The sequence below is a fragment of the Phormidium sp. CCY1219 genome, from assembly GCF_055795085.1.
In genome coordinates, this window is record NZ_JAYFEQ010000186.1 from 1 (window position 1) to 5,067 (window position 5,067).

The following is a 5,067-nucleotide window of genomic DNA, read 5'->3' on the forward strand; positions in this document are numbered from 1 at the left end:
GCGACTAAAGTCGCCGTTCGTTTTTCATCTACGTTTTAAAAAACGTAGCTTTCAAACTCTCGTTTTTCTTTCGTAAACCAGAAGAATGAATGCCAACGACCCGCGCAACCGTTTCAATTCAGGATACAGAAAAAACCAGAAGAAGCGATTTGAAGGGAGAAAAATCGCTTCTGGTCTGGACAATCAATCGGAGTTGAAAAGCGGCGAAACTACACCGTTGCCAACTCGGGTTGTGCGGGGCGCTTGCTATTGCGAATGCCTTCAATCGCTTCTTTGTAATCCTTGGCCTTGAACACCGCCGAACCGGCCACAATTGCATTCGCGCCGGCTTCCAGGACTTGCCAAGTATTGTTTGCCTTCAGACCGCCATCCACCTCAATCCAGGGATCCAATCCGCGCTCGTCGCACATCTGGCGCAGCTTCCGGATTTTTGGCACCACACCGGGGATAAAACTCTGCCCGCCGAACCCGGGGTTAACGCTCATAATCAGCACCAGATCGCAAAGTTCGAGTACGTATTCGATCAGCTCCAGAGGCGTGGAAGGATTGAGAACCACCCCTGCTTTTGCGCCAGCTTCTTTAATTTGGCCGAGAGTGCGGTGCAGGTGAGGCGAGGCATTGTGTTCCGCATGAACCGTAATCTGGTCCGCCCCTGCTTTCGCAAAATCCTCCACGTATTTTTCCGGTTCCACAATCATCAAGTGGACGTCCAGGGGCTTTTGAGTCACCGGGCGAATAGCTTGCACGATTAACGGGCCGATGGTGATATTGGGGACAAAGCGTCCGTCCATCACATCCACGTGGATCCAATCAGCGCCAGCGCGATCCACCGCCTGGATTTCTTCTCCCAGACGACTAAAATCTGCTGATAGGATGGAGGGAGCAATAACGATGGGTTTCTTGGATTGGGTTTGGGTCATGGAGATTATCTCTCTCGATCGTCCGTAAAGTCGTATTCAGTTTAACAAAATCTCAACGATCGCAAGCGTTAATAGTTATTTGGTGGAGCGGTAGAATTGAGTCAGCGAAAAATCGTCAAAAAAGTTTCCTGGATGGTGGGAGGCGCGAGTGCCGCCTTAGTCGGTATTCCAGCGATCGCCTTACAAACCTCCGTCGGTGAAATCGGCATCGATGCCCGCCGATTGCACGAAGCCCCCTACAACTTGACCGGGCGAAAAATCGCGATCGCCCAAGTAGACATTGGCCGACCGAGAAAATTCGGCTTGGATAAAGAAGTCCACCGCCATCGAGACATTCCCGTGCGCCAGGTCTTCTTGCGCGATGCCCCAGCGAAAACCGATCCCAACCAGGATCCTCGGATGAAACCCGCCGAACAACACGCCGAAAACGTCGCCGCCGTGATGGTCAGTTCCGACAAAGCCTTACCGGGCGTCGCCCCAGGAGCCACCCTCTATGCTGCCGCGATCGGCTTGCTACAGCGCAGCGGACAACCAGAAGAATGCTTAGCTGCCCAAAATTTAGCCGAACAAAACGGCGGCGACGTGCGAGCGATTAACTACAGTTTTGGGGAATCGCTCGAACAGGATCCGCGTCCGAATGCGGTCCTCGATGGCAATGCATTGCTGACCCAATGTTTGGATTGGTCCGCCCGGGTTCACAACGTTTTGCATGTAGTGGCGGGCAACCAAGGACGCGGCGGCATCCCGATCCCCACGGATAATTTTAATGGGATGAATGTGGCCTTTAGCACCCTCTATGAAGGCACGTTTTCCAAGGTGGATTTGGCCAATATTGGCAGTTCGTTTTCCGGGTTTAACACCCGCCTGGTGGGGTTAGAAGGCAACGTAGACGGTCGGCGGGCGATTAGCGTGGTGGCTCCCGGGAGTAATCTGGATTTGTTGAGCTTCGATGGTCGGGTGACGCGCACCAGCGGCACCAGTTTTGCCGCTCCCCACGTGACGGCAACCGTGGCCCTCTTGCAAGAATACGGCGATCGCCAACTGCGGCGCAACTTCCAGGATCCGCAATGGACCCTCTCCGCTCGTCGCCACGAAGTAATGAAAGCCGTATTGATGAACTCTGCCGAAAAAATTGCCGATCCCGGCACGGGAGAATATCTGGACATGAAACGCACCCTCCTCGCCGATGGGAACCGCAATTGGTTGGACTCGGATGCTTATAAAAGTCAGTCGATCCCCCTCGATGGGGATCTCGGAACCGGCCACTTGGATGCCTACCGCGCTTATCAGCAGTTTAGTGCGGGTCAGTGGGGTTCCGATGCCCCCGTACCGACGATCGGGTGGGATTATCGCAGCGTCGAGGAAAAGTCCTATCGCGACTACGTTATCGATGCCCCCTTGCAAGCCGGCAGTGTGGTCTCCGTTACCTTGGCTTGGAACCGATGGGTGGATCTCGTAGATGGGAATGACAATGGGCAATATGATATTGGGGAAACCTTTCGCGATCGCGGTTTGAATAATCTAGATGTCTATTTGATGCCCGCCGAGGAAGAGGATACCAGCAAGAGTATTTGGTCTTCGGTCAGCGACGTCGATAGCGTCGAGCATATTTTCCATGCGGTCCCCAAAACCGGGCGATATAAAATTCGCGTTCAGTTTCGCGATCGCGTCAATGACGAGGTTCAACCCTACGCGATCGCCTGGTGGACCGCCCCGGCCCGTTAATCCACTGGCAGCATATGAGTGACAAACCCACTGAGAATCCCCAGCATCGTTCCTCTCGCCCCCCCCACTCCCTGGATCCCCACGACCGCCGGGTACGCGCCCGGTATGGGATCTGGGGGTTGGCGTCAGACTCCTCCGTTTCCGAGTCTGACCCCACCTTAGAGGGGGAGGCTCCCGACTTGGAGAATAAAGACCTCGAGCATTTAGGACTGTTTTTTTATTTGATTCCCGTGGTGGGGTTTTTCCCCGCCCTGTGGACGTTGTACCGCCAAAAAGGAAGTCGAACACAAAAAACCGCCAGTCGCTTGGCAGTTACGTTAGCACTGGGTTGGCTGATAGGATACGTTTTATTGGAAACCGGGGCCAGAAGTACGGAATTGTTTGCCGTACCGCTGTTATTACTGAGTAGTTTGCTCACCTCGAGCTACTTTGTGGTAAATATTTGGCTGATGATTCGCCTTTGGCAACGTCGGCCATTACGATTACCTTGGGTGACGCGCATTGCCGATCGCGCGATCGGCAAGCATCTATCATAAGCCGCGATCGCTTCTCTGTCATCCCTGATTGGCCTCATGCCCGGAACAGATTCGCGATCGGCCACGACCGTTGAACCATAACGACACGCCGGCAACGGGTCGTTATCCAATCGGCTGGGCCTGCTAGACCTGCGCGATCGCTCACTCCCCGGAGAGAGGATGAGTGGAGACGTGACTAACTATTTGTGTGTGTGTGAGGAAGCCCGTGCCAAATCAGAACGTAACTGACCAACACCCGACCCCAAAGCTCAGCGATCGAACCCAGCAAACGAAAAAAGTCACCAAAGCACATCGGGGCCGTTGGCTGTGGCTTTGTTTTGGCTTGAGTGGTGTGGCAATGATCTCCGCAACCGCCGGAGCTTTGCTCGCCGTTTCTCTTTCCAGTACCCCCTTAATGCAAACTCAACTGAGTGCTGAAGACGCAGCCATCTTTTCCCAAAACGATCTGGCACAGACCAATCTGCGACTCCCAGAACTGACTCGCCCCGTGAATATCCTAGTCATGGGCACCAGCGTCCTAACCTCAGACCTGAAAGATAAAGCTGAGGAGGACTCCATCGACGTCGGATACCATGCTCAAGTCAATTCTCTCGATGGTCTCTCCGATGTCATGTTGTTGGTTCGGTTTAATCCGCAAACCAACAAATTAAACGTCCTCTCGATTCCCCGCGATACCCGCACCTTAATCGAGGGATATGGCCTTCGCAAAATTAATGATGCTAACTATTTTGGCGGTCCGGCTTTGAGTGCCAAAGCTGTCAGCGAACTCCTCGGCGGCGTCCGCATCGATCGCTATATCCGCATCAATGTCCAAGGGGTGGAAAAATTAGTCGATGCCTTGGGCGGCGTCAAGCTCTACGTCCCCGTGGATATGAAATACCAAGATGATAGCCAGCATTTGTACATTAACTTAAAACAGGGAGAACAGCATCTCGATGGGACACAAGCCCTGCAGTTCCTCCGGTTTCGTTATGACAAACTCGGCGATATCGGTCGCATCCAGCGTCAGCAACTGATGATGCGCGCCCTGATGAACCAAGCCCTCAATGTCAAGACCATCGGTCGCTTGCCGAAAATTCTCTCGGTGATTCAAGAACATATCGATACTAACCTCTCCCTGGAGGAAATCGCCGCTTTAGCCGGCTTCGCCGCCCAAACAGAACCCTCTAACGTGCAAATGTTAATGGTTCCCGGCGAGTTCAGCGACCCGGAAGAGTACAAAGCTAGTTACTGGTTGCCCAATTACGAACGCCTCGATGCCACAATTGCCGAACACTTTGACTTCGACCTTCACGGTCGCCAGTTTGAATCGGTAGATCCGGCTTACCTCCGGGTGGCCATTCAAGATAGCACCGATGACTGGGAAGCTGTGGATGAGTTGCAAACTACCCTCAGCGACAACGGCTATTGGAATGTCTACGTCTCTAGTGCTTGGCCCGAACCGTTACAAGTCACCCGCATCGTGGCCCAAAACGGCGACATGGAAAGCGCCCAAGCCCTTCGCGATGCCCTCGGGTTTGGCGAGGTGCTTGTGGAAAGTACCGGCTCTTTAAGATCCGATATTACGATTCAGTTGGGAATGGATTGGCTGGAACAACAACGTCTCGCCGATGAATCTAGGGAGTCGAACCAACTAGGAGATGGCGAGGCTCTCCCAGATGAGTCCCCCGAAACTGAGGCGCTCGATCGCTATCGCAGCAATCCCCCCTCTGGCGATCGCTATGGCGAATCTCCACTTCCATCGGAAACCGACCGCAATTCCTCGCCCTGGGACGAGTACAACCGCGATTCCTCCCCTTCCGAGGAAACCAACCGCAATTCCTCGCCCTGGGAGGAGTACAACCGCGATTCCTCCCCTTCCGATGAGTACAACCGCAATTCCTCGC

The 5,067-nt window shown here is 53.9% G+C and carries 4 protein-coding genes; 3 read left to right on the top strand and 1 reads right to left on the bottom strand.

Annotation, left to right across the window (positions count from 1 at the left end):
* Positions 1-209 precede the first annotated feature (209 nt).
* Positions 210-920, bottom strand: a complete 711-nt coding sequence (rpe, locus tag AC0QH1_RS01175) for a ribulose-phosphate 3-epimerase (protein ID WP_324628908.1) — start codon at positions 918-920, stop codon at positions 210-212.
* A gap of 96 nt (positions 921-1,016) precedes the next feature.
* Between rpe and AC0QH1_RS01180 the strand changes: the two genes are divergently transcribed.
* The 3 genes from AC0QH1_RS01180 to AC0QH1_RS01190 all read left to right on the top strand — a co-directional run.
* Positions 1,017-2,645, top strand: a complete 1,629-nt coding sequence (locus AC0QH1_RS01180; protein WP_324628909.1) for a S8 family serine peptidase — start codon at positions 1,017-1,019, stop codon at positions 2,643-2,645.
* A 14-nt stretch (positions 2,646-2,659) separates the two neighbouring features.
* Positions 2,660-3,181 (top strand): magnetosome magnetite crystal formation protein family, encoded by a 522-nt coding sequence (locus AC0QH1_RS01185; protein WP_324628911.1) that lies wholly within the window; start codon positions 2,660-2,662, stop codon positions 3,179-3,181.
* 205 nt (positions 3,182-3,386) lie between these two features.
* Positions 3,387-5,067 (top strand): LCP family protein (locus AC0QH1_RS01190; RefSeq protein WP_442957261.1); only part of this gene is annotated, 1,681 nt, incomplete at its 3' end.

Excerpts from the sequence above, each read along its gene's own strand:
- rpe (WP_324628908.1), bottom strand. The coding sequence starts at position 920 with ATGACCCAAACCCAATCCAAGAAACCCATCGTTATTGCTCCCTCCATC.
- AC0QH1_RS01185 (WP_324628911.1), top strand. The coding sequence starts at position 2,660 with ATGAGTGACAAACCCACTGAGAATCCCCAGCATCGTTCCTCTCGCCCC.